The following is a 21,786-nucleotide window of genomic DNA, read 5'->3' on the forward strand; positions in this document are numbered from 1 at the left end:
GGTCGTGACTGCTGTGATCGAGGACGGTACCGCTCGGCGGGGAGACGCTGCCGAGGGGCGGGAAACGCTCGGGCGGGACGTGCTCGGGAGGCGGCTGCCACCGCTCAAGGAGCGGTTGTACCCGCCGATGCCGAAGGACTTCGAGGGCGGCTGGATCGCGACCCTGGCGATCACCGCGCTGGCCGGGTTCCTGCGGTTCTGGGACCTCGGCAACCCGGTGAAGTTCGTCTTCGACGAGACGTACTACGCCAAGGACGCGTTCAGCCTGCTCAAGTTCGGCTACGCGCGGCAGTTCATCGACCAGCCGGAGGGCGCCGCGGACAAGGCGATCCTGGCCGGCAACCTGGACGTCTTCAAGGACACCCCGAGCCTGACCGTGCACCCCGAGGTCGGCAAGTGGATGATCGCGGCCGGCGAGCAGCTGTTCGGGATGAACACGTTCGGCTGGCGGTTCATGCCGGCCCTGTGCGGCACGCTCACCGTGCTGCTGCTGATCCGGACCGTACGGCGAATGACCCGGTCGACCCTGATCGGGTGTGTCGCCGGCCTGCTGCTCGCGGTCGACGGCCTGCACTTCGTGATGTCCCGGGTCGCGCTGCTCGACATCTTCCTGGCGTTCTGGCTGGTCGCCGCGGTCTCCTGCCTGGTCGCCGACCGGGACTGGACCCGGCGCCGGCACGCCGACTCACTCGACACGCCGGTCGCCGACGGCGAGCGCCGTAGCCTCGGCCGTTGGCTGCTGATCCGGCCGTGGCGGCTCGCGGCGGGTGTCTGCTTCGGGCTCGCGCTCGGCACCAAGTGGTCCGCGGTCTGGGTGATCGCCGGCTTCGGCCTCCTGACCTTCGCCTGGGACCTCGGCGCGCGGCGGGCGCTCGGCGTCCGGCACGCGTTCGTGAAGTCGGCGCTGGTCGACGGCATCCCGGCGTTCGTCAGCCTCGTGCTGGTCGCGCTCGTCACCTACACCGCGACCTGGACCGGCTGGCTGCTGCACGACAACGCCTACGACCACGACTACGCCTCCAAGAACCCGGCGCACGGCGTGATGAAGGTGGTCCCGGACGACTTCCGGTCACTGATCCACTACCACCAGGAAGTGCTGGCCTTCCACACCGGCGACTACATCAAGAACGCCACCCACCCGTACGCCTCGAACCCGGCCGGCTGGCCGATCATCGCCCGCCCGATCGGGTTCGACGCGGTCAACGACATCAAGCCCGGCACGAACGGCTGCACCGCCCCGGCCGGGACGAACTGCCTGTCGGTGATCTCCGCCCTCGGGACACCGCTGCTGTGGTGGGGTGGCGCGCTGGCGCTGCTCGCCGCGCTGGTGCTCTGGGTCGCCCAGCGGGACTGGCGGTTCGGCATACCCATCGTCGGCTTCGTCACCTGCTGGGTGCCGTGGTTCGCGTTCGACGACAGACCGATCTTCTTCTTCTACGCCGTCACGATGGTCCCGTTCACGGTGATGGCGCTGTCCCTCGTCCTCGGCAAGATCCTCGGCCCGGCCCGGACGGCATTCGGCCAGGCCAGCCCTCGCCGCCTGATCGGCAGCGCGGTCGTCGGCGCCTTCGTCGTACTGGTCGTCCTGAACTTCGCCTACATCTGGCCGATCCTGACCGACCAGGTCATGCCGCACCCCGACTGGCTGCAGCGAATGTGGTTCAAGACCTGGATCTGAGGCCTTGTCCGGCAATTCCGTGCCGCGCAGTAGGCGGGGAATTGCCGGACACGGCCTCGCCGGTCAGTGGTCCAGCCGGCCGTGGCCGCCGTGGTTCTTGAAGCGCTTCTTGTGGCGCTTGGAGGAGACCTGGCCGCCGACGCCGCCGAACAGGGCCAGGCCCTTGACGATGACCACGGGGGCGTTCGGGTCGGGTGAGTCGCCGCCGCGGGCGCCGAAGCCGCCGAAGATGCCGACGCCCTGGTTGCGGACCTCGACCGAGTCCGGGACGGTCAGGTCGATCCCGCCGAACACCGCGAACGCGTAGATCGTCACCTCGCGGCCCTCGAACACCGCGTCCGTCATGTCCAGGTCGTGCCCGCCGAAGATCGCGACCGCGTTGGTCCGGCGCTTGACCCGCCACCGGCCCTTCCGCTCGCCACCGCCGAAGACCGCGAACAAGGTGTCGAAGCTGTCCGACGGGTTGGCCGGCTCCTCGATCGGCACCGGGCTGCTCGACGGTACGGCGACCGGCGTCGCCTGCGCCGGGATGACGAGGTCCTGCGTGATCGGCTCGAGCTCGCCCAGGGTCCGCGCCTGCAGGGTCTGCTCGAGCCGCTCGGCGTGCTCGTCCTGCGTCAACCGGCCCGACATCAGCGCGTCCCGCAGTACGTCGACCACGCGGTCACGATCGGTGTCGGAAGCACGCAGGTGCGCGTGCGGGTGCTGGCGGTCGGGCAGGTTCTCCATAGCACCGAACGATAACTCCCTCAGCGTCGCACCCGCAGCGCAAATCCGACCGCTATCAGGGTGATCGACGCGAAAGTCAGGGCGGTGCCCGGGTATCCACCGAGCCCGAGGCCCAGACCACCGAGCGCGGCGCCGAGGAAGGTGCCGAGGCTCATGCCGGCCGCGTTGACGCTGAGCGCCGAACCACGCAGGTCACCACTGCGGCGGACGAGCAGCGTGGTGACGCAGGCGGCGACCGTCGCGTGGCTCGCGCCCATGAGTGCGGTGAGCAGCAGGGTCAGCGGGAGGCTGGGCGAGAAGTAGAAGGCGGAGACGCTGGTCAGGGCGACGGCGAGACCGACCAGGAGCATCTTCTCGGGGCCGATCCAGGGGCGCTCGAGGGCGATGTAGCGGCCGGCCAGCAGGTTGCCGAGGAAGAACGACGCACCACTCAGCGACCACACCAGCGCGAACCAGCCCGGCGCGAGGTCGAATTTCTCGTCGTAGAACGCGGCGAGGTAGGCCAGGTAGCCCATGAAGGCGGCTGTCCGCAGCATCGCGACCACGAGCAGTGGCAGCGCGCCGGGAATCCGGGCCAGCTCCCGGTAGGTCGCGAGGTAGCTCACTCGCTCCCCGGTCCTGAGCGGAGCCTTCCGGCCACGACCACGCCAGAAGAATGCCGCCGACAGCGCGAGCGAGATGACGGCGGCGGCGAGCAGATTGCCGCGCCAGCCCCAAAGCATCCCTGGTACGGCGAGCAGCGGGGCGGCCAGCATCGCCATCGCCGACGTGGTCGCGGACACCAGCGTCGCCGCCCGGCCGGCCGCCGCCAGGGTCTTGAACCGGTCCGCCGCGGCGGCCCCGATCGACGGCGCCAGGATCGAGGTGGACGCCCCGATCAACAGACAGAACGCCGCCAGGGCAAACACGTTGCCTACAGCACCCAGCGCCGCCGAGATCCCCAGCAGCGCCAGCCCACCGGCGGCCACCAGCTCCCGTGCCATCCGATCGATCAACGGCGCCAACGAGAACCCCACCACCAACGCCGCCAGACCACCGAGCCCCCGCAGCCCGCCGATCTCGGCCACGTTCCCACCCGCCGCCGCAGCAATCGGCACCAGGTACATCCCGAACACCGTGAACGGAATCAAACTCACCGCCGAAGCCACCAAGAACGGCCACAACCGCCGTGCCATCCGCCAGTCGCCCGGCACCTCGGCGGGAAGTGGTGGAACGACAGGCGTCGCGATCGCGGGGTTCTGACTGGGGCTGCTCATGTGTCCGTCCTGGGGTAGCGGTAGAGGCTGCTCGGGCGGGAGCTGAACTGGGAGAAAGGGAAGGGCTCGGCGGAGAGGGCTGTGACGCCGTTGCCAAGGAAGGACCGGATCACGGCGCTTCCGGTCTGAGCATAGACCGCCAGCGGCTTCTCTTGCTGACGGCAACGATCAAGGAGTACGTCGAAAGACCCGTTGGACAAGGTCATCCCGGTAGCCACGACCGCATCGGCGGCATCGACAACCGCCGTCATGTCGCGGGAAACCGGCAACCCGGACGCGGTCTCGCGGAGGTTGAAGTCACACGGCAAACAGGTCCCACCCCGGGCCGTGATCGCGTCGACCAGCGGGTTCACCACCCCGATCAACGCGACCTTGGTGCCCTCCGCAACCTCCAGCAGCCCGGCGACCGCCGCATCCCGGGCGCGTGCACGCACCTCCGGCGTACCGGCAGGAAGCACGATCTCCTCAGCCTCCGCCGATACGTGATGCGGCTCGACCGCGGCCAGGTAGGCGTCCAGCGCCGCGATCTTTACAGGTAGCGGGCTGTCGGTGATCAGCTCGGCCAGCGATCGGCCCGAGGCCTCGGCGCAGTACGACGGGTCAAGCTCATCCGCCTCGAACGAGCATGCGCCAAACACCTCGCCGACCCGCAACAACACGTAGTAGTTCCGGTAGGTCACATCAGCCCCGGGCAGCCGGGTGGTGTGGTGCAGCCAGAAAGCACTCACCACGGGGAGCGTGGACGGGTCGGGACCGAGCGCACCAGCGAGGACGTCGGAGGTGAGAGCAGCCACGGAAGCGGTCATGGCAGATCGGCCAGCCTTTCGGGGTCGTAAGTCAGGGCGGACAACTCTGGACGACCCGCGGGCTGGAAGCAGTACAGCAGCGAGCGGCGATCGGACGCGGTCCGGTTCGGCGCCGAGCGGTGCACCATCAGCCCGGGGAACATGAGGACCGACCCGGCCGGCGCCTCCACTGTCACCGCGCGGGACGCGTCGACGACCAGTGGATCCACCAGCAGACCGGTCGGGTCCTGCGGATCCCGGCGTACCGGGCCCTCCGCAGGACTCCCTGGAATCAACGTCATCGCGCCGTTGGCCACGGTGTTGTCGTCGAGCATCACGATCGCGGTCGCGATGTCGTACGCCGCCTCGCCGGCAGCCGCTCGACTTCCGTTGCCGTGAACAACTCCCGCAGCACCACATACGCCATATAGATTCCTTCCCCGCCCCACCACCCCGGTCAGGCACACACTCCAGCTTAATGCGACGGGGTCGCAGATGGGAACTCTTCACGCCGGAGCAGCGCCGACTCCCGCCGGTCCCAGGTCATCGCCGACCACGGCACCGCGAGCTCCTCCAGCGAGGCGATCTCCCACGGCCGCATCGACGCCATCGGCCGCGCCTCGGCATGACGGGCAAAAGCGGACTCGACGTACCGCGTGCCTGTGTCAGCCGCGAGGAAGACGTGCTTGCGACCGCTGTCGCAGTTGTGCTCCCATAACGCCGACAGGTACGCCGCCCCCGCCGACAGTCCCGCGAAGACACCAGACGTCCGCAGCAGGTCCACAGCCGCCGACATCGCGTACTCGAACGAGACCCAGTGCAACCGGTCGTACAGCTCGTGCCGCACGTTCCGGAACTCGATCGAGCTGCCGATCCCGGCGATGATCATCTCCGGGTCCTGGGTGTGCCCGGCCCCGAACGTGATGCTGCCGAACGGCTGCACCCCGACCAGGTTCACGTCCCGGCCGCGGTTGCGCAGGTACTCCGCGATCGCACCGGTCGACGCACCGGTCCCGACCCCGCCGACCAGGCACAGCGGCCCGTCCGGCACCAGGTCGTTCACCAGGTCGGCGACTGCGCCGTACCCGAGGTAGTGGATGTCGTCGTGGTACTGCTGCATCCAGTGGTACGTCGGGTTCTCGCGCAGGATCTCGCCGATCCGCCGGACCCGCAGGTTCTGGTCGAGCTGCAGGTTGTTCGACGACGGCACCTGCTCGACGGTCGCGCCGAGGATCTCGAGCTGGATCTTCAGTGTCCGGTCGACCGTGGTGGAGCCCACGATGTGGCACCGCATCCCGTACCGGTGGCAGGCCAGCGCCAGCGCGTGCGCGTAGATCCCGCTCGAGCTGTCGATCAGCGTGTCGCCGGGCCGGACCGCGCCGGTCTCCAGCAGGTGGCGTACGGCGCCGAGCGCGGAGTACACCTTCATCGTCTCGAACCGCAGGCAGATCAGGTCGTCCCCTGATCGGGAACTGACCCGGATCGGATCCGGGTCCTTGATCGCCTCCGCCAGGTGGTCGTGCAGTCGCGTCATCGGCGCGATTCGCTCCTCATGTCGGGGGTCGGCACGGGCGGAGATTCGGGGCGTCCGAGCCGGGCGGCGCTCACCAGCCGCCGGGTCAGCTCGGACGTGGGGCCGGACATCACGGTCGCCGGTGGGCCCTCCTCGACGACGCGGCCGGCGTCGATCACCAGGACGTGATCGGACACCGCCGCGACCAGGCCGAGGTCGTGGCCGATCCAGACCAGCGCGGTGCCGCGGTCCTTCAGCTCGGCGAGCAGCTCGACGACGAGCGTCGTACCTCGGTCGTCGAGGGCGGTCGTGATCTCGTCGCAGATCAGCACGTCGGGGTGTGCGAGGACGGCCCGGGCGAGCGCGGCGCGTTGGAGTTCGCCGCCTGACAACCGGCTTGGCGGTCGGGCCGCGGTGATCGCCGAGACTCCCAGGCGAGCCAGAATCTCTACGGCCTCGGCATGGGCTTCTTTTGCGGGGAGGTCGCGGAGGCGTTGGGCGGTCCGGGCGACCTGCTGGTCGACGGTACGGCGTTCGTCGAACGAGCCGCGGACTTCCTGCCAGACGTACTGGACTCGGCGATTCTGCTCGAGCGATCGCTTCCGGAGGACGGGGAGGTGTTCGCCGTCCAGCAGGATCTTGCCGGTGTGGCGTTCGTGGAGGCCGGCCAGGGTACGGGCGAGCGTGGTCTTGCCGCTGCCGGAGCGGCCGACCACGCCGATGCACTGGCCTGGCCGGACGGCGAGGTCGACGTCGTGCAGGATCGGGTCCCGGCCGCGGGTGAGTGATGCCGTGAGGCTTGTTGCCTGGAGCAATGGTTTGGCCGGCGCGGGGGTGCTTGGTCGCGGGAGCTCCAGCTTCGCGGGCAGCACCTCGGGACCGCCGGCGTCCACGACCTGCCCGGCGGACAGTACGACGACGTGCTCGGCGAGCGCGCGGACGAGATCGAGGTCGTGGCTGAGCAGCAGAATCCCGAGCCCGTCGGCCGCCAGGTCTTCCAACTCGTTGACCAACTGCAGCCGGGTGATCGAGTCGAGCCCTGTGCTGGGCTCGTCCAAGACGAGCACCTTGGGCCGGCAGGTCAACGCCTGAGCCAACGCAATCCGCTGCCGCTGCCCACCCGAGAACTGATGCGGAAACCGCCGCAACGTCTCCCGATCGTCCGCCAACTGCGCCGCCCGCAACGCCTCCCGCACCACCCTCTCCCCCGGATGGTGCAACCCCTCCAACTCCCGCAACGTGGCCCCCACCCGCCGCGCCGGATTCAACGCACTCCCCGGATGCTGAGGCATGTAAGCCACCACCCGCCCCCGGACGCCGGCCGCCTGGTCCGTAGGCCCGCCCCCGTCAACAACCACCCGCCCCTCAACCTCAACCGAGCCTTTGAGCCGCACCCCAGTCCCGTGCTCACCAAGCAACGCGAGGGCGGAGGTCGTCTTTCCAGACCCCGAGGCGCCGACGAGTGCCGTCACCCGCCCGCCCCACACCTCAAACGAAACCCCATCCACCAGAATCGCCGACCCAGCACTCGCCTCAAGCCCAGCAACCCGCACAAGCACCCGCCCAGCAGGCGGGGCGTTCATCGGGTCACCTCCGCCGGGCGGCGGGTTTGGTGGACGAGGCGGTCGGCCAGGAGGTTGAAGCCGAGGGTGAAGGAGACCAGCAGGAGAGCCGGGGCGAGGACCGACCACGGTTGGAGTAGGAGGCCTTCGCGGTTTCGGGAGACGCTGACGGCCCAGTCGGGGGCGGTGGGGCTCAGGCCTAGGCCCAGGAAGTTGACTGAGGCGACCAGGAAGACGGCCAGCGTGATCCGGGTCCCGATGTCGGCGGCGACAGGGCCGAGGACTGCGCGGCCGACGTACCCGAGTTGAACGCCGATCCAACTCTCCCGCTGCATCCGAAGCGCCTCGACGACCGGGCTGCTCGCGGCATCCAACGCCGCCGCCCGCACCAACCGCGCCACCGTCGGAACGTTGACCATGGCAACAGCCAGCGTGATCGCGAACGCCGACGCCCGCCACCCGACGGCCACCACACTGATCACCAGCAGCGACGGCAACGGCAGCAGTACGTCGAGCGGCCGGATCAACGCCTCGTCCAACCACCGATGCCGAGTCGAAGCCGCAACCAACCCGATCAATCCGCCGACGACATATGCAATCGCCACCGCACCAAAGGCCATCCCCAGCGCCGTCCGGCCACCGTCCAGCACCAACTGCAGAACATCCCGCCCAAGCCCATCCGTGCCCAGCAGACCCTGCGAGTCATAGGGCAGCCCAGGCGTGGCCCGCACGTCGATGAAGGGCCCAAATACAGCCACAACCAGCGGCGCGACGACCAGCGTCGCCGACACCGCCACCGGGAACCGCGCAGCAAGCCGCCTCATCGCAGCAACTCCGTGCGCGGCACCAACCGGTTGCACACCAAGTCCGCGCCAAGGTTGATCACCAACGCAGCCACCGCCAGCACCAGCGTCAGTCCCTGCACCACCGGCACGTCCCGCGTCTCCACCCCATCCACGAGCGCCGTGGCAAACCCAGGAATCGCGAAGATCGCCTCCACCACCAAAACTCCACCCAGCAAGGTGTCCCCGGTCCGCGCCAACTCCTGCACCCCAGGCACAGCCGCATTCGGCAACACGTGCCGCAACAACAACCGCCGCCGCGGCACCCCGAGCCGCCGAGCCTGTACGACGTACTCCGCCTGCAGAGCCGTGATCGTCCCCGCCCGCACCTGCCGCGACAGCAGACACACCGTCCTACCAAGCAACACCGCGACCGGCAGCACCAGCAACACCGGACTCGCCAGCAGATCGTCGCCGATCCACGTGGCCGGCAGCCAGCCGAGCTTGAGCGAGAACACCGCCACCAACAGCACCGCGATCACGAAGTCCGGAATCGCACTCAGGGCCAGCGTCACCGACGTGATCGCCCGATCCAACCGCCCGTTCTCCCGCGTCCCCATCACGATGCCCAAGGCAACGGCCAGCGGGACCACAACGGCCAGGGTGGCCAGCGTCAGCACCAGCGTCGCCCCGACCGAAGCCTTGACGATGTCGATCACCGGCCCGCCACTGATCAGCGACGTACCCAGATCTCCCGTGAGCACATTGCCGAACCAGTGCGTGAACCGCTCGACCGCAGGCTGATCCAGCCCCAGCTGCGCCCGCATCCGATCGACCTGCTCAGGCGTCAGCGTCTCGGTGAACCGCATCTCGGCCGCATCACCAGGAAGCAAAGCGGTCAGGACGAAGACGAGCACGGACAGTACGGCGAGCTGGACGACGGCGAGCGCAGCACGGTGCGCGGCGTACGACCGCATTCAGGCCAGCCACACCTTGTCGAACCGGCCGAAGTCCACGGTGTTCGGCGGCACCGCGTCGACACCCTGCACCTTGGACGACACCGCGACCAGGTAGTCCGGCAGGCCCCAGGCCAGGATGCCGCCCTCGTCCCGGAGCGTCTTCTGCAGTACGCCGTACTTCGCCGATCGGGCCGCCTCGTCGGTCAGCACCTGCGCGGCGGCGAACTCGGCGTCGAACCCGGGCCGGCGCCAGTGCGTGACGTTGAACGGCGACTTGGTCAGCAACCGGTCGGTGACGTACTGCGGGATCGGCATCGCGCCGGACCGGTGGTTGCCGATCACGCCCTTGGTCAGCAGATCCTTGGTGTAGGTCAACGGGCTGCCGGTGGTGACCTTCAGCCTCACCCCGGCCTCGGCGACCTGCTCCGCGAACAGCGTGGCCGCCTCGACGAACCCGGCCGACGCGTCGGCGGTGAAGATCTCGATCTCCTTGCCCACCAGGCCGGCCTTCTTCAGCAACGTCTTCGCCTGCTCGACGTCACGCTCCCGCTGCGGCAGGCCGTCGGGGTAGTACTGGTAGCCCTTGCCGAACAGATCGTTGCCGACGGCACCACGACCGGCGAGCACCACGTCGACGAGCCGTTGCCGGTCGGCGAGCAGCTTGAACGCCAGCCGGACGTCCGGGTTGTCGAACGGCGGCCGGTCGCACTTCATCACGAACGCCTGCATGGTGCTGGCCTTCGCGGCGACGATCCGGATCGTCTTGCCGGCTTCCGCCGTACGCGCGAAGGTCGCGGTCATGTCGTTCGCATACTCGGCCTGTCCACCCTGTACGGCGTTCGCGCGGGCCTCGGAGTCGGCCGAGAGGATGTGCAGCTCCTCGATCCGCGCCGGGTCTTCCCAATAGTCGCCGTACCGACTGGCAAACATCGACCGGCCGGCCTCGAACGAGACGAACCGGAACGGGCCGGTGCCTACCGGCTTGGTGGGATCGGTGAAGCCGTCGCGGACGATCTGGGTGCCGATTCCGGCCAGCAGGGCAGGGAATTCGGCGTTCGGCGCGGACAGCGTCAGCTCGACGGTCCGCGGGTCGATCGCCTTGGAGCGACGCAGATCCACGGTGGCCAGTGACGACTGGGCGACCCGTTCGGGCGTCTTCGGGTCGGCGATCCGGGCCAGGCTGTAGAGCACGTCCTCGCTGGTCAGCTTGTTGCCGTCGTGGAACATCGCGTCCCGGAGCGTGAACCGCCAGGTCGTTGCCTGCTTGTCGCTCTCCCACTTCTCCGCCAGCCGCGGCACCGGCTTCAGGTCGGGGCCGAGCTCGACCAGCTTGTCGTACATCGCCTTGTGCCGCGCGATGTCGACAAACAGGCTCTGGACATGCGGGTCGAGCACTTCCTTGGCACCGCCACCGGCGTACACGGCCCGCAGCCGGCCGCCCTGCGTGGGTTGGGCCGCGGCCTGGCCGTCGGATCCACATCCGGTCAGCGCCGCCAGACCCAGTCCGCCGGCCACCCCCAGGAACGCTCGTCTGTTCAGTCGGTCGGACATGCGCGTTTCCTTCACGGTAGAGGTCCGGCGACGCCCCACGGTCACCCGCCGCCGGTCATGCATCCTGCCGTTAATGAAAATCGTTGTCAAATTCAGCGCGCATCCGAACCAGACGACTCATTCTTTCCGCCGAAGTCCCCCCTTGCCCTCCGTAACGGCGTGTCACCATCCCCTACCTCCGAGCACCCGGAGTCACCTGCGACAGATCCACAACTCAGGCCGCCCGTCCGGCACCGTCATTCACCCGCGACCAGCGGACGTTCCGACAATCCGCAGCGGCCGGCGAACTCGACACACCTTCGCGACGCGAGCTCGACGTGCCTGCAGGGCGCGCGTCGCCGCGCGACCGTTGGCTTGCGCTCACGCTGCTGCTCGGCCCGTGCTTTGCTGACCGCCGGCTCGACTCCCAGGCTTGGCCTCGCGAGATCGAGCAACTGTCCGCGACAGCCTCTGGGACAGCTGTACTTCGTGGCGCCGGAAGGGTCCGCCCTGCTCGGCGTCGGCGTACCGGCACTCGCAGGCACTGGTCGTCGGTATGGCGTTGCCCGCCGCAACGATCCTGATCGCACTCGGCCTCGACTCCGGCAACCAGTCCGCCGGCCATCTGCTGCTGGGCGGTCTGCTACTGATCGGCGGCGTACCGACTGTTCTCCTCGGCTGGAGGCGGTCAGCAGACGCCCGCTGACTCCTGATCGGCGGCGCCACCATCCTCGCCCTCACCACCCTGCAGCTACCAGCCGCCTCCTCATCCACCCACCGAGGCGACTGAGACACCAGTCGCCGGGACCCCGGCGACCGACCGTCCGGCCGCTGCCGCATTGGCAGCGGCCGGACGGTTTCAGGCGGCGGTCCGTACCGTGGCGAGGGCGTTGCTCCAGCTGACCACCTGGTCGAGCATCGCGTGCACCGCCGGCTCCTGGTACGCAGCCGGCGTGAACTCCCTGTAATCCTTGAAGTCCGTGGCCAGCGACAGCGTGACCTGATTACGTACGTCAGCCACCTTCAGCTCCCCCATCACCAGCCGCAGATGCTCGACCGCGCGAGCACCGCCGACCGCCCCATAGCTGACGAACCCCGCAGCCTTGTCGTTCCACTCCTTGAACAGGAAGTCGATCGCGTTCTTCAGCGCACCCGAGGTCGAGTGGTTGTACTCCGGCGTGACAAACACGAACCCGTCGAAGCCGTCGATCTTCTCGGCCCAGGCCAGCGTGTGCGGCTGCGTGTACTGCCCCATCGACGGCGGAATCGCCTCATCCAGGTGCGGCAACTCGTACTCCGCGATATCGACCAACTCGAACTCGGCGTCACCACGCTGCTTGGCGATATCCAGCACCCATTTCGCCACGGCCTCACCGTTCCGACCAGGCCGAGTGCTACCGAGGATGATCCCAATCTTGGGCATGACAGTTCCTTCACAAGGAGGAGCCAACAGGCTCTTTGATGATGCATCATCAAAATACCCCATCGAGATGACACGTCAACCCGAAGGACACCGCAGCGACAGCCTCCTTGCCGCCTCCGGCGGGTGCGCGCAAACTGTGTCCACCGCCAGCCCGGCTCGGCGCCGAACCATGGGGTCAGTCACAGGACGCACGACGGACACCGCAACGCAGCGGCGGTCTTCTCCCCCCTTCGGCGGATGCGCGAACTGCATCAAGCCCCGCCACGTAGGCGCCCATCCCTGGGTTTGTCGCACGACGATGGCCAAACACCGCTACCCGGCGACTGCCTTGCTACCGCCTCCGGCGGCGTGCGCAAACCGCGTCACGCTCCAGCCACGTTGACGCCGAGTGCCCGGTGGCCAGTCAGCCGGCCGACGCCGCTACCCAGGGACCTCCTGTCCGCCGCCTCCGACTGCAGCCACAAGACAGCCGCCGCGGTGTCGGTTCGTGTACTCGGTGATATGTCAACAGAAGTCCGTATGATGGTTGAATGACGGATTCGCGGTGGCTGGATACGCGGGAGGCGCGGCTGTGGCAGTCGTACCGTGACGCGTACCGCGAGTTGATGCGTGCGCTGGAGACCCGGCTGATCAGCAACTCAGGCCTGTCCGGTGCGGACTACGCGCTGCTGCACCCGTTGTCTGTCGCGGAGGACGGCGTACTGCGCACCCGCGACCTCGGCAAGTCAGTCGGCTGGGAGCGGAGCCGCCTCTCGCACCAGGTCAGCCGGATGGAGAAGCGTGGCCTGGTCTGCCGCGAGGAGTGCGTCTCCGACGCCCGGGGCTCGATGGTCCGCCTGACGGACATCGGCCGAAAGGCCATCGAGGCAGCCGCCCCCGACCACGTCGACGCAGTACGCACGTACTTCTTCGACCATCTGACCCCCGAAGAGCAGGACCAACTAACAACCGTCCTCGAACGCATCGTCAACACCATCCCCACAGACCCCTGCGCGTCCTCTAGCTGCGACGAATAACCCGCCCACGCCGGCCGCCGCCGCAGCCCCCTCGGACCGCCCGCAGCAACCACACCACGCCCCCAAGCGGGATCCATCACGCACCCCGCGAGCCACCTAGTGCAGGCGCCAACCCTCCCCAACCCGTGGCTTGGCAAGCGAACCGGCGACCCGGGCCCACCCCAACCGGCGAGGCACCGCGCTGGAATCGGCGATGTTGCCGAGTCGTCGATTTCGGTTCTTCTCCGAGCGGATCCACAACAGAAATCCACAACTCGACGAACCACCTCCGTTTGTACGGCGGCGTCGCTGGAGCGGGGGGTGTGCTCCCCAGTTCAGTCCAAGGCGGCCGACAGGACGACCGCCGCGAGGCGGAGTGCTCCAAGCGACCCGCAAGCCACCCAGCACCCGGCCCCAGACGGCCGACGCAGTCCCGCAAACCGCCGAGGCACCCAACACAGCCGGCACCTCAGGCGGCCAACAACCAGCCGCCACCCAGCGGTGACCGATCCGCGACCTTGCCGAATCGTCGATTTCGGTTCTTCTCCGAGCGGATCTACAACAACAATCCACAAGTCAACGAACCACGTCCGGTCGTGCGGCCAGGCTGGAGCGGGGTGCGCTCCCCGGTTCAGTCCAAGGCGGCCGACGGATGACCGCCTCGAAGCGGAGTGCTCCAAGCCACCCGCAACCTATCGAGCGCCCGGCGCGCCAGACGGCCGATGCCGGAGACAGTCCCGCAAACGCCAAGGCGCCTAACACTGCCGGAGGCGGTCGGCAGGCGGGTGTCGCGCGGCGGTGTTTGGTGGGCGGCGTGCTGTCCCAGGAGGCTGGCGCCGAGGCGGTCGATGGCGGAGACAGTTCGCGCCGTCGGAGATGGACGACAGGGTGGGCGTCGCGGAGCGGGGAGTAGTCAGGGGGTGCGGGATAGGGCTATTGCTAGGCCGATGGTGGCGGACATGATTAGGAGTTCTACCAGGGCGAGGCGGCGGAAGGCGGTGGGGTTGCCGGTGGCTAGGTCGGGGAGGGTTGTGCGGCGGTGCCACCAGCCGACCGTGACGAGGATGGCGAAGGCGATGGCTTTGGCGAGGACGAGGGCGCCGTACCCGGTTGTCACCCATTGGGTGATCAGGGCCCAGCCGTCTTCGCGGCCGCCTAGGTGGATTTCGGCGGTCAGGAGGCCGGTGGTTCCGATGGTGATCGCGCAGATCAGGGCTAGGCGGCTGAAGCGTTCGACTGCGGTTCGCTCGCGGGCGTAGCGCAGTACGCCGCCTAGGCCGCCGATCCACGCGGTGGCCGCGAATACGTGGATGACCAGGGACGTGGTCGCGAGGATCGTCCAGAAGCTGGTGTTTTCGATCGCGCCGTGGCCGGTGAGCAGCGGTGGGATGAGCGCGAGCGCGGTCAGGAGCAAGGCGAAGCGGGCTCCTCGCTGCGTCCGGCAGCCGCTGAGGATCACTGCGAGGATTGCCGTGAGTACGACGGACACGGCGAGGGCCCGGACCTGGTCGAGCTCGCCCGCCGCGGACGCGTGATCGGCCAGGTGGGACAGCGGGACGCCGAGGATCACCGCCGCGGAGGTGAGCAGACCGCCGATGCTCGCCACCGCCCAGACGCCCGCCGCAACAGCCGCATCCTGACACGCCCGCAACCCCTGCGGCCCAAGCTCCCCGCCGGCAGCTGGGTTTGCAGTGGTTGCTGGTAGCAAGAGGGTGGTGGCTAATAGGGCGCCGGCTGTGGTGATGGCGGAGATGTCGGCGATGAAGCGTAGGAAAGGGACTGCCCAGGAGGTGGGTTGGCCGGCGGTGAGCAGGCCGGGGGGTGGGGGTTGGGGGGCGCCGCCGGCGGCGATCAGGGCGACGACGAGTACGACGACGCCTGCGGTGAGGATGGCCGTGATCAGGAGCGGGCGGCGGCTGTGGGGGCGGGTCATTGGGAGGCCGGGCGGCGGCGGACGATGACTACCGCCAGGGCGACGACGACCAGCATGACCAGGAACATGGCGACGATGGTGACTGTGTTCGAGTTGTTGTCGCCGGCAGCCGGCGTGGGGCCGGCCGGTTGCTCCGGTGGGTGGCCGGCGTGGGTCACGGTGAAGGATGCGGTGACCGTGACCGGGTGGCCGTCGGCGGAAACGACGCGGGCGTCGACCTGGTAGCGGCCGGCCTCGATCATCGCGCCGACCGGCTGGGTCACCTTGTTGTCGATCACCTGTACGTCTCCGGAGGCGACGTTCTTGCCGCTGGGCGACTTCACCTGGACCTGGGCGCCGTTGCTGCCGATCGGTTCGCTGAACGTCAGTACCACCTGGGTCGGCGGCGCCGCCATCGACGAGCCGTCGGCCGGGGTGATCGACTCGAGCTTGGCGTGCGCCGCCGCCACCCCGGTGGAGACCACCAGGGCTAGCAGCGACGCGACAAGGACTGCAATCAACCGGCGCACGATTACGACTGTGCCTTTCCGGCGTCCGCCGTACCAGCCTGTGCGGCCTTCCGCGACCGCAAGCCGAACGCCAGGCCGAAGGCCAGACCGAGCAGACCGACGAGCAGACCGACGCCGCCAAGCCAACGGGCCACCGGATCGACCGGGTCCGACGAGGTCGTCGCAGCGACCGGCGTGGTCGCGGCGGCCAGCTTGAGCGTGGGGGCGGGGCGCTCGGCTTCAGCGCCGTCGGCCCATTTGACGACCTCGCCGTCGCTGTAGGTCTGGTCGGCCGGGAAGGTCAGCGAGTCGACGCCCTCGGGCAGCCGTCCGACGGACAACGCGAACTCGTCGAAGTCGTTCGGCGGGATGCCGGCGGCGATGGCGGTCCAGGTGACGGTGGTGACCGCCTCGGACAGCGTCACGTCCCCGACCTTGACCGGCGTCGGCAACTTCTCGGTCTTCTTCTCGACCTTCCACCCATCCTTCACCTGCGCGCCGACGTGCGCGAACGGGCGGTCCTTGGGCAGGGAGACGACGAGCTTGGTCGTGCTGGTGTCGTCGGACTCGGTCGGGACCCGGAAGACCAGCTTGGCGTACCCGCCGGGCTTGGCGTCCGGCGACGACACCGTGACATGGGCCGACGCCGAGGTGGCGGCGCCGGCCAGGACGAGCGTGGAGGCCGCGACGATCGCGGCGGCACGCAGGACGAACCTCTTGGACATGAAGGGACCTTTCGCGGTCACACGAGTGCTCCCGGCGTACGACGGCGCCGGGTCAGAACGGAAGCGGGAGGTCTTGTGTGACCGGCGGTCCACGCCGGGAGACATTCGCCGTTAGCCAGCGCCGAAGCAGCCGAGGTGCCGTCAAGACAACAGTTGCCACGGCGGCAGACCGCCGTACCGTGACCAGAGCAGGGAGCCGCGGCAGGAGACGCGCGAAGATGCGTACGACGCGATGGGCCCAGCGATGAGCCTGGCTGACAGCCAGAACCCCGGCCATCAGCGCGGCCAGGTGGGTCGCAGTCATGAACAGACTGCCGCTGATCCCCCGATGCATCCCCGCGTGCCCAGCATGGGACGCATCCAGCGTCACGTGGACGAAGAGCTGCACACCGGTCAGAACCAGCGCAGTCAGCACGCGTTCGCCGGCCAGATACTCACCGAGCAGCCAGCAGACGCCCATCAACGCCAGCAGCGGCGGAACCACCCCGAGCGGAACCGACCCGCCACCTGCGAGAACATGCCCGGCCATCGCGACCACGACACTCAGCGCCGCGACCACGGACGTCGTACTGCTCTCGGCGGGCAAGTCCAGTCCTGTCTTCAGTGGGCTACGACGAAGCGTAGTACGGCGTCCCGGAACGCATCCGGCTCCTCCAGATGGGTGAAGTGCCCGCTGGAAGCGAACACGACCAGCTCAGCCCTCGGGATCCCGTCCGCCAGTTCACGCGCCGAGTTCTCCGGCGTGATGAAGTCCGCCGCCCCCACCAGCACCAGCGTCGGTACGGCGACCTCGCCGAGCCGCTCGCGGATGTCCCAGCGCTCCTCCTGCCGGTCCGGATCCATCGTGATGTCGATCGTGTCCACCCAGTCGGTGAGCCGGTGCACCGCCTCCCGGTCGTGGAAGTACATCGGCAACAACCGCAGAAAAGCGGCCAGGTGCTCCTCACGTCCCGGCGGATCGTCGTGCCAGGCCTGGACGATCTGGGCCGACAGCGGATCCCCCGCCGGACGGCCGGCGACGAACGCCTCGATGTTGCGGTACGCCTGCTCGAAAAGCTCGGGTCCGTAGAACGCGGCCCCGCCGTACACCATGATCCCGGCCAGCCGATCGGGAAAGTCCAGCGCGGCCTGCAGGGCGATGAAGGCACCATGCGAGTGGCCGAGCAGAAACACCTGCTCGGAGCCGAGGTGCGAGACGAGCCGGTCGACGAAGGATGCGTACCGCCCGATCGCGTAGTCGCCTCCGGGGAGCAGGTCCGAGTGACCGCTGCCCGGCGGCTCGACGTACACCGTCGTCAGGTGTTCCTCGAGCATCGGCAGCCGCACGTACCGCCAGTCGAAGCCCGGGCCGCCCGGGATCACCACGCACACCGGACCGGTGCCGTGGCGGTGGTAGGCGACCCGCAGGCCCTCGACCGTTAACTCCTGCACATGAGAATTATCCGCACGCGAACCGCAGAACGGCATCCGGGAAGACCACGAGTTCCGCGCCGGGGGCGCCGGGGTGGACCAGGCAGACCGGGCCAGTGAAGTTTGCCTGAGGCCCGCACCTGAGATGATGACCGGATGGACGTACCGGTGCTGGAGGTCGGGGGCAGCCACGTGACGGCAGCGGTCGTGACGGCGGACACCTGGGCCGTGAACGTGGTGGAGCGGGCCGATCTGGAGTCGCAGAAGGCGGCCGAGGTGGTCATGGACCAGCTGGCCACGGCGGCCCGGAAGTTGCCGTTGGCAAACGGTCTCGCGGTCGCGCTGCCGGGTCCGTTCGACTTCGCGACCGGCGTCGCCTGGTACCGCGGCCAGGGCAAGTTCGACAACCTCTACGGCTACAACGTCGGCGACCGCCTCCGCGACCTGCTGGACCTCGACCAGATCCTGTTCATGAACGACGCCGAGGCGTTCGCGGTCGGCGAGTGGACGGCCGGCGAGGTCCGCGGCCTGGCTCGCTGCGTCGGCGTCACCATCGGCACCGGCATCGGTACGGCGTTCCTCGCCGACGGCCACGTGGTCCGCGAGGGCGCGACCGTGCCGCCGGGCGGTGAGCTCTACAAGACGTCGTACGCCGGCCGCCCGCTGGAGGACTCGATCTCCGCCCGGGCGATCCTGCGCGCCTACTTCGCCCGGACCGGCCGGGAGGAGCCGGAGATCGGGGTGAAGGAGATCGCCGACCGGGCTCGGGGCGGCGCGGAGGACGCGCGTGACGTGCTGCTCGAGGCCTTCGGCGTACTGGCTGCTGCTTTGACGCCTTGGCTGGAGCGGTTCGGGGTGACGAAGGTGGTGCTGGGCGGCTCGATCTCCGGGGCGTTCGACATCGTCCGCGAGGTGTTCGATTTCGAGGTCGCGGCGACCGAGGACACCGAGCACTCGGCCCTGATCGGCGCCGCCGCGCACTACCTCCGGTCGCAGTGAACTGTCGGCGGCGCTGGCTACGGTCGGCGTCATGAAGATCGCCGCACCCCGGTTGCGCGCCCAACTCGACCCGGCGTCGCTCACCCAGGACGACATCGACGACGAGACCCGGCTGCTCGATCTCGCGCTGGAGGATGTGGATCTGAGCGATGTGGCCGCCGAGCACGTCGAGCTCAGCGGCTGCCGGCTGACCCGGGTCAAGCTCGCCGGGTCGGACCTGGACAAGCTGATCCTGGTCGACTCCGAGCTGACCCAGTGCGATGTCGCGAACGCCCGCTGGGCGGACGCTGCGGTCACCCGGCTGGCGATCACCTCGTCCCGGCTGACCGGGTTCGCCGGACCGGGGATGAGCCTCCAGCACGCCACGATCCGTGACAGCGTGCTGGACTTCGGCTCGTTCCGGTTCGCGAAGTTCGTCAAGGTCGAGCTCACCGACTGCCGGCTGCAGAACGCCGACTTCGTCTCCGCCGACCTGAGCGGCACAGTCTTCCGCGGCTGCGACTTCACCGGCGCCGAGTTCTCCCAGGTCAAGGCAGCGGGCGCGGTCTTCGTCGACTGCACCTGGGACGCCGCCCGCGGTCTCACCTCGCTGTCCGGCGCGACCGTCGCCGCCTCCTCCCCCATCGACACCCTCACCTTCACCACCGCGGTCACCACGGCGACCGGGATCAAGCTCACGCACCCGGACGACCTCGACGGAAGGTGAGCCTGCCCACGTGGCGGCGGTGGCGGGCGGGGCGCCCATTAGGGTGGGGCTGTGACTGACTCGACGATCATCTACACCCACACCGACGAGGCGCCCGCGCTGGCGACGTACTCGTTCCTCCCCGTGATCCAGGCGTACGCCGGTCAGGCCGGAGTCCGGGTGGAGACCCGGGACATCTCACTGGCCGGACGCATCCTCGCCGTCTTCCCGGAGTACCTCCAGGACAGCCAGCGGATCCCGGACGCGCTGGCCGAGCTCGGCGACCTGGCCAAGACGCCGGCCGCGAACATCATCAAGCTGCCGAACGTCTCCGCCTCGATCCCGCAGCTCAAGGCCGCGATCGCCGAGCTGCAGAGCCAGGGCTACGCACTGCCGGCGTACCCGGACGAGCCGAAGACCGACGAGGAGCGCGACCTCCGCGCCCGGTACGACAAGGTCAAGGGCTCCGCGGTGAACCCGGTCCTGCGCGAGGGCAACTCCGACCGCCGCGCGCCCGCCTCGGTGAAGAACTACGCCAAGGCGCACCCGCACCGGATGGGCGCCTGGAGCGCCGAGTCGAAGACCAACGTCGCGACGATGGGCCAGGACGACTTCCGCTCCACCGAGAAGTCCACCGTGATCGAGGCCGACGGCTCGCTGCGGATCGAGCTGGTCGGCGACGACGGCACCACGACCGTACTGCGTGAGTCCGTCCCGGTGCTGGCCGGTGAGGTCGTCGACGCGTCCGTCATGCACGTGGCGGCGCTGCGCGAGTTCCTGACCGCCCAGATCGCCCGGGCGAAGGCCGACGACGTGCTGTTCTCGGTGCACCTGAAGGCCACCATGATGAAGGTCTCCGACCCGATCGTCTTCGGCCACGTGGTCCGCGCCTTCTTCCCGAACACCTTCGCGCAGTACGGCGAGGTGCTCGCCAAGGCCGGCCTGACCCCGAACGACGGGCTCGGCGGCATCCTGAACGGCATCGCCGCGCTGCCGGAGGGCGCCGAGATCAAGGCCTCCTTCGACGCCGAATTGGCCGCCGGCCCGGCGTTGGCGATGGTCGACTCCGACAAGGGGATCACCAACCTGCACGTGCCGTCCGACGTGATCGTGGACGCCTCGATGCCGGCCATGATCCGCACCTCCGGCCACATGTGGGGCCCGGACGGGCAGGAGCACGACACTCTCGCCGTACTGCCGGACAGCAGCTACGCCGGCATCTACCAGGTCGTCCTCGACGACTGCCGCGCGAACGGCGCGTTCGACCCGGCCTCGATGGGCTCGGTGCCGAACGTCGGCCTGATGGCGCAGAAGGCCGAGGAGTACGGCTCGCACGACAAGACGTTCGAGATCCAGACCACCGGCACCGTCCGGCTCGTGGACGAGACCGGGAACGTCGTCCTGGAGCAGACCGTGTCGGCCGGTGACATCTTCCGCGCCTGCCAGACCAAGGACGACCCGATCCGCGACTGGGTCAAGCTGGCCGTCACCCGGGCCCGGGCCACCGGCGACCCGGCGGTGTTCTGGCTGGACGAGACCCGGGCGCACGACGCTCAGATCATCACGAAGGTCCAGCAGTACCTGTTCGACCACGACACCGAGGGCCTCGATCTGCGCATCCTGGCGCCGGTGGACGCGATCAAGCTGTCGCTGGAGCGGATCCGCCGCGGCGAGAACACGATCTCGGTGACCGGCAACGTGCTCCGCGACTACCTGACCGACCTGTTCCCGATCCTCGAGCTCGGCACCAGCGCGAAGATGCTGTCGGTCGTCCCGCTGATGGCCGGCGGCGGCCTGTTCGAGACCGGGGCCGGCGGCTCTGCGCCGAAGCACGTGCAGCAGCTGGTCAAGGAGAACTACCTGCGCTGGGACAGCCTGGGTGAGTTCTTCGCGCTGGCCGCGAGCTTCGAGCACCTGGCCCAGGCGGCCGGCAACGCCCGCGCGCAGATCCTCGCCGACACCCTCGACCGGGCCACCGCGACGTTCCTCGAGGAGGACAAGTCGCCGACCCGCCGGGTGGGCGGGATCGACAACCGCGGCAGCCACTTCTACCTGTCCCTGTACTGGGCCCAGGAGCTGGCCAAGCAGACCGACGACGCCGAGCTGGCCAAGGCGTTCGCCCCGCTGGCCGAGACCCTCGCGACGAACGAGCAGGCCATCGTCGACGAGCTGATCGCCGTCCAGGGCAACCCGGTCGACCTCGGCGGCTACTACCAGCCCGACCCGGCCAAGGCCGCCGCGGCCATGCGCCCGTCGAAGACCTGGAACGACGCGCTCGCGTCGCTCTGACTCTTGTAAGGCTCGGCCTCCAGCTCCCGTCGGAGCTGGAGGCCG

The 21,786-nt window shown here is 68.9% G+C and carries 21 protein-coding genes; 6 read left to right on the top strand and 15 right to left on the bottom strand.

Annotated features, from left to right (window positions below):
- Positions 1–127 precede the first annotated feature (127 nt).
- Positions 128–1,678 (top strand): dolichyl-phosphate-mannose--protein mannosyltransferase, encoded by a 1,551-nt coding sequence (locus ACIBGM_RS22505; protein WP_396386812.1) that lies wholly within the window; start codon positions 128–130, stop codon positions 1,676–1,678.
- 63 nt (positions 1,679–1,741) lie between these two features.
- Here ACIBGM_RS22505 and ACIBGM_RS22510 read toward each other — a convergent pair whose 3' ends face one another.
- From ACIBGM_RS22510 to ACIBGM_RS22550, 9 genes are read right to left on the bottom strand one after another with little or no spacing between them, the layout of a single operon-like run.
- Positions 1,742–2,407, bottom strand: a complete 666-nt coding sequence (locus ACIBGM_RS22510; RefSeq protein ID WP_360525359.1) for a DUF1707 domain-containing protein — start codon at positions 2,405–2,407, stop codon at positions 1,742–1,744.
- A gap of 20 nt (positions 2,408–2,427) precedes the next feature.
- Entirely contained in the window at positions 2,428–3,663 is a 1,236-nt protein-coding gene (locus ACIBGM_RS22515; protein ID WP_396386666.1) for an MFS transporter, read from the bottom strand.
- Positions 3,660–4,469, bottom strand: a complete 810-nt coding sequence (locus ACIBGM_RS22520; protein WP_396386667.1) for a Rossmann-like domain-containing protein — start codon at positions 4,467–4,469, stop codon at positions 3,660–3,662. The genes ACIBGM_RS22515 and ACIBGM_RS22520 overlap by 4 nt, the downstream gene beginning before the upstream one ends.
- Positions 4,466–4,915 carry a phytanoyl-CoA dioxygenase family protein gene (locus ACIBGM_RS22525; RefSeq protein WP_360525368.1) on the bottom strand — a complete coding sequence of 150 codons (450 nt, stop codon included), beginning with the start codon at positions 4,913–4,915 and terminating at the stop codon, positions 4,466–4,468. The genes ACIBGM_RS22520 and ACIBGM_RS22525 overlap by 4 nt, the downstream gene beginning before the upstream one ends.
- A gap of 8 nt (positions 4,916–4,923) precedes the next feature.
- Complete coding sequence (locus ACIBGM_RS22530) at positions 4,924–5,982, bottom strand: pyridoxal-phosphate dependent enzyme (protein ID WP_396386668.1); 1,059 nt, start codon at positions 5,980–5,982, stop codon at positions 4,924–4,926.
- Entirely contained in the window at positions 5,979–7,544 is a 1,566-nt protein-coding gene (locus tag ACIBGM_RS22535) for an ATP-binding cassette domain-containing protein (RefSeq protein ID WP_360525374.1), read from the bottom strand. Before ACIBGM_RS22535 ends, ACIBGM_RS22530 begins: the two co-directional genes overlap by 4 nt.
- A complete protein-coding gene (locus ACIBGM_RS22540) occupies positions 7,541–8,347 on the bottom strand; it encodes an ABC transporter permease (protein WP_396386669.1) in 807 nt (268 codons plus the stop codon). Before ACIBGM_RS22540 ends, ACIBGM_RS22535 begins: the two co-directional genes overlap by 4 nt.
- Positions 8,344–9,282 (bottom strand): ABC transporter permease, encoded by a 939-nt coding sequence (locus ACIBGM_RS22545; protein WP_396386670.1) that lies wholly within the window; start codon positions 9,280–9,282, stop codon positions 8,344–8,346. Before ACIBGM_RS22545 ends, ACIBGM_RS22540 begins: the two co-directional genes overlap by 4 nt.
- Positions 9,283–10,815 carry an ABC transporter substrate-binding protein gene (locus tag ACIBGM_RS22550; RefSeq protein WP_360525382.1) on the bottom strand — a complete coding sequence of 511 codons (1,533 nt, stop codon included), beginning with the start codon at positions 10,813–10,815 and terminating at the stop codon, positions 9,283–9,285.
- 535 nt (positions 10,816–11,350) lie between these two features.
- Between ACIBGM_RS22550 and ACIBGM_RS22555 the strand changes: the two genes are divergently transcribed.
- The gene (locus ACIBGM_RS22555) at positions 11,351–11,500 is read left to right on the top strand and encodes a hypothetical protein (RefSeq protein WP_360525384.1); all 150 of its coding nucleotides are present in this window, start codon (positions 11,351–11,353) and stop codon (positions 11,498–11,500) included.
- Positions 11,501–11,653: 153 nt separating this feature from the next.
- Here ACIBGM_RS22555 and ACIBGM_RS22560 read toward each other — a convergent pair whose 3' ends face one another.
- Positions 11,654–12,217: an NADPH-dependent FMN reductase gene (locus ACIBGM_RS22560; protein ID WP_396386671.1), complete on the bottom strand. Its 564-nt coding sequence runs from the start codon at positions 12,215–12,217 to the stop codon at positions 11,654–11,656.
- 530 nt (positions 12,218–12,747) lie between these two features.
- Between ACIBGM_RS22560 and ACIBGM_RS22565 the strand changes: the two genes are divergently transcribed.
- On the top strand, positions 12,748–13,233 hold the full coding sequence (locus ACIBGM_RS22565) for a MarR family winged helix-turn-helix transcriptional regulator (RefSeq protein WP_396386672.1): 486 nt from the start codon (positions 12,748–12,750) through the stop codon (positions 13,231–13,233).
- Between the two features lie 892 nt (positions 13,234–14,125).
- On the opposite strand, the gene ACIBGM_RS22570 is transcribed toward ACIBGM_RS22565, so the two are convergent.
- The 5 genes from ACIBGM_RS22570 to ACIBGM_RS22590 are packed head-to-tail and all read right to left on the bottom strand — an operon-like array spanning position 14,126 to position 17,789.
- Positions 14,126–15,145: a copper resistance D family protein gene (locus tag ACIBGM_RS22570; protein ID WP_396386673.1), complete on the bottom strand. Its 1,020-nt coding sequence runs from the start codon at positions 15,143–15,145 to the stop codon at positions 14,126–14,128.
- A complete protein-coding gene (locus ACIBGM_RS22575) occupies positions 15,142–15,654 on the bottom strand; it encodes a copper resistance protein CopC (protein ID WP_360525396.1) in 513 nt (170 codons plus the stop codon). Before ACIBGM_RS22575 ends, ACIBGM_RS22570 begins: the two co-directional genes overlap by 4 nt.
- Positions 15,655–15,656: 2 nt before the next feature.
- Positions 15,657–16,358 (bottom strand): YcnI family protein, encoded by a 702-nt coding sequence (locus ACIBGM_RS22580; protein ID WP_396386674.1) that lies wholly within the window; start codon positions 16,356–16,358, stop codon positions 15,657–15,659.
- Between the two features lie 52 nt (positions 16,359–16,410).
- Positions 16,411–16,944, bottom strand: a complete 534-nt coding sequence (locus tag ACIBGM_RS22585; protein WP_396386675.1) for a hypothetical protein — start codon at positions 16,942–16,944, stop codon at positions 16,411–16,413.
- A gap of 14 nt (positions 16,945–16,958) precedes the next feature.
- Positions 16,959–17,789, bottom strand: a complete 831-nt coding sequence (locus ACIBGM_RS22590) for an alpha/beta hydrolase (protein ID WP_360525405.1) — start codon at positions 17,787–17,789, stop codon at positions 16,959–16,961.
- Positions 17,790–17,924: 135 nt separating this feature from the next.
- Here ACIBGM_RS22590 and ACIBGM_RS22595 point away from each other — a divergent pair, with 135 nt between their 5' ends.
- Genes ACIBGM_RS22595 through ACIBGM_RS22605 form a run of 3 tightly spaced genes read left to right on the top strand, consistent with a single transcriptional unit; the run spans position 17,925 to position 21,741 of the window.
- The gene (locus tag ACIBGM_RS22595; protein WP_360525408.1) at positions 17,925–18,767 is read left to right on the top strand and encodes an ROK family protein; all 843 of its coding nucleotides are present in this window, start codon (positions 17,925–17,927) and stop codon (positions 18,765–18,767) included.
- A 31-nt stretch (positions 18,768–18,798) separates the two neighbouring features.
- Entirely contained in the window at positions 18,799–19,473 is a 675-nt protein-coding gene (locus ACIBGM_RS22600; protein WP_360525411.1) for a pentapeptide repeat-containing protein, read from the top strand.
- Positions 19,474–19,524: 51 nt separating this feature from the next.
- Positions 19,525–21,741, top strand: a complete 2,217-nt coding sequence (locus ACIBGM_RS22605; protein ID WP_396386676.1) for an NADP-dependent isocitrate dehydrogenase — start codon at positions 19,525–19,527, stop codon at positions 21,739–21,741.
- The last annotated feature ends 45 nt before the right edge of the window (positions 21,742–21,786 follow it).

The organism is Kribbella sp. NPDC050470 (assembly GCF_044458365.1).
Taxonomy (GTDB): Bacteria; Actinomycetota; Actinomycetes; order Propionibacteriales; family Kribbellaceae; genus Kribbella.